This window comes from Thiohalocapsa sp. (genome assembly GCF_019695415.1).
GTDB lineage: Bacteria > Pseudomonadota > Gammaproteobacteria > Chromatiales > Chromatiaceae > Thiohalocapsa.
Genome location: NZ_JAIFKJ010000346.1, coordinates 1 through 2,142 on the forward strand (window position 1 = coordinate 1; position 2,142 = coordinate 2,142).

The 2,142-nt window shown below is 64.7% G+C and carries 3 protein-coding genes; all 3 read left to right on the forward strand.

The window, feature by feature from the left end; genetic code table 11:
• Positions 1-863 (forward strand): preprotein translocase subunit SecY (locus tag I6U14_RS09895; RefSeq protein WP_296898906.1); only part of this gene is annotated, 863 nt, incomplete at its 5' end.
• On the forward strand, positions 860-1,501 hold the full coding sequence (locus I6U14_RS09900) for an adenylate kinase (RefSeq protein ID WP_296898907.1): 642 nt from the start codon (positions 860-862) through the stop codon (positions 1,499-1,501). The genes I6U14_RS09895 and I6U14_RS09900, both read left to right, overlap by 4 nt.
• Positions 1,502-1,734: 233 nt before the next feature.
• The coding region (gene rpsM / locus I6U14_RS09905) for a 30S ribosomal protein S13 (RefSeq protein WP_296898909.1) at positions 1,735-2,142 on the forward strand (408 nt) is incomplete at its 3' end.

Here is a 2,142-nt window from a genome sequence, read left to right on the forward strand (position 1 = left end):
CCCCCCCCTCGATCCCCGCGGTCCGGGGCCCCTGTGTCCTGTATTGGCTGGGGCTGCAGATCCCCCGTGCGGGTGTCGGACATGGAATCCCGCTGTGTCTCTATCTCGGCATCTGCGCCGAGCTGCCCTCGGCCATGGCGCAGTTCTTCGAACTCGGTCGGACCGGGCAGCTTGCCGCGCCGATCATCATTGCGGTGCTGATCGGCGCGATCGCCGTTATCGCGGGCGTCGTCTTCATGGAGCGCGCGCAGCGCCGGCTGCGGCTCCAGTATCCCAAGCGCCAGTTCGGCAACCGGATGTTCGAGGGCGAAGGCGCGCATCTGCCGCGGAGGCTGAACACCGCCGGCGTCGTCCCGCCGATTTTCGCCTCCTCGCTGCTGCTGCTGCCGATCACCTTGGCGAATTTCTCGGCCGGGCAGGGTCCGGACTGGCTCAACGAGATCACGGCGCTGCTGGGCCGTGGCCAGCCGCTCTATCTGCTGCTGTATATCGGCGGCATCGTGTTCTTCGCCTTCTTCTACACCGCGCTGGTGTTCAACCCGCAGGAGACGGCGGACAACCTCAAGAAGTATGGCGGCTTCATCCCCGGCATCCGGCCGGGCGAGCGCACGGCGGAATACATCGACTATGTGCTCACGCGGATCACCGTGGTCGGCGCGGGCTATCTGGCGCTTGTGTGCCTGCTGCCCGAACTGCTGATCTCCGAACTCGCTGTGCCATTCTACTTCGGCGGCACATCGCTGCTGATTGTGGTCAGCGTGACCATGGACACGGTCGCCCAGGTGCAGAGCCATCTGTTGGCGCACCAGTATGAAGGGCTCATCAAGAAGTCCAAGCTGAGGGGAGCGAGGCGAACGCGATGAACATCATCCTGATCGGACCGCCGGGCTCGGGGAAGGGTACGCAGGCCAAGATCCTCGAAGAGCGCCACGACATGAAGCAGCTCTCCTCTGGCGACATGCTGCGCGCCGCGGTGAGCGAGGGCACGGAGATCGGCCAGAAGGCGAAGTCCTTCATGGAGGCCGGCGAACTGGTGCCAGATGACCTCGTGGTCGAGATCGTCACCGACCAGATCGAGAAGCTGGGCGACAAGGGCTTCATCCTCGACGGCTTCCCGCGCAACGTCCATCAGGCCGAGGTGCTCGATCAGATGCTGGACAAACGGGACCGGAACATCGATCGGGTGCTGGTGGTCGAGGTCAGCGACGACATGCTGGTCGAGCGCATCGCCGGCCGCTACACCTGCGCCAACTGCGGCGAGGGCTATCACGACAAGTTCAAGCAGCCGGAGACCGATGGGGTTTGCGACAAGTGCGGCAGCACCGAGTTCATTCGCCGGCCGGACGACAACCCGGACACGGTGCGGAACCGGCTCGATGTCTATCACGAGCAGACCAAGCCGCTGATTGACTACTACAGGAAGCAGGACAAGGTTCGCGTCATTGACGGCGAACAACCCATCGAGGAGGTGACGAAAGCGCTGGAACAGGCGATGGCTTGAGATCGGCACGCATTTTGCGTACATCCCTGAGTGTCATCGGCTCCGTGACTTGACGGGGCCTTCGTCTTTCCGGTAGATACCTCGCGCGAGGAATTGACAGTTGCCGTTGCGCACGACGCCCTGCGGGGCGCGCGACGCGTCAGGCCCGGACAGGCGGCATTTCGTCTCTGCTCAGAACAAACAGGAAGACTTGGGGCCCACTGGGCCTGATTTGCGATTAAGGAGAGCGCAACGTGGCTCGTATTGCCGGCGTCAACATCCCGACCAACAAGCGCGTCGATGTCGCGCTGCGTTACATCCACGGCATTGGCCCGTATTTCGCGAAGGAAATCTGCGAGAAGGCCAATGTGCCGCCCGAACGGCGCGTGAACGAGCTGGCGGATGCGGAGATCATCACGATCCGCGAGATCATCGACCGCGACTACACGGTCGAAGGCGATCTGCGCCGCGACGTGGCGATGAACGTCAAGCGGCTGATGGATCTCGGCTGCTATCGCGGCCTGCGGCCCCGCCGCGGCCCGCCGGTCCGGGGCCAGCGCCCCGCACCGAACGCGCGCCCGCCCAAGGGGCCGGCCAAGCCGACACCCGGCCAGAACAACACACCGGGCCACCCCTGCACCCCGGACGCGCGGCCCACAGCG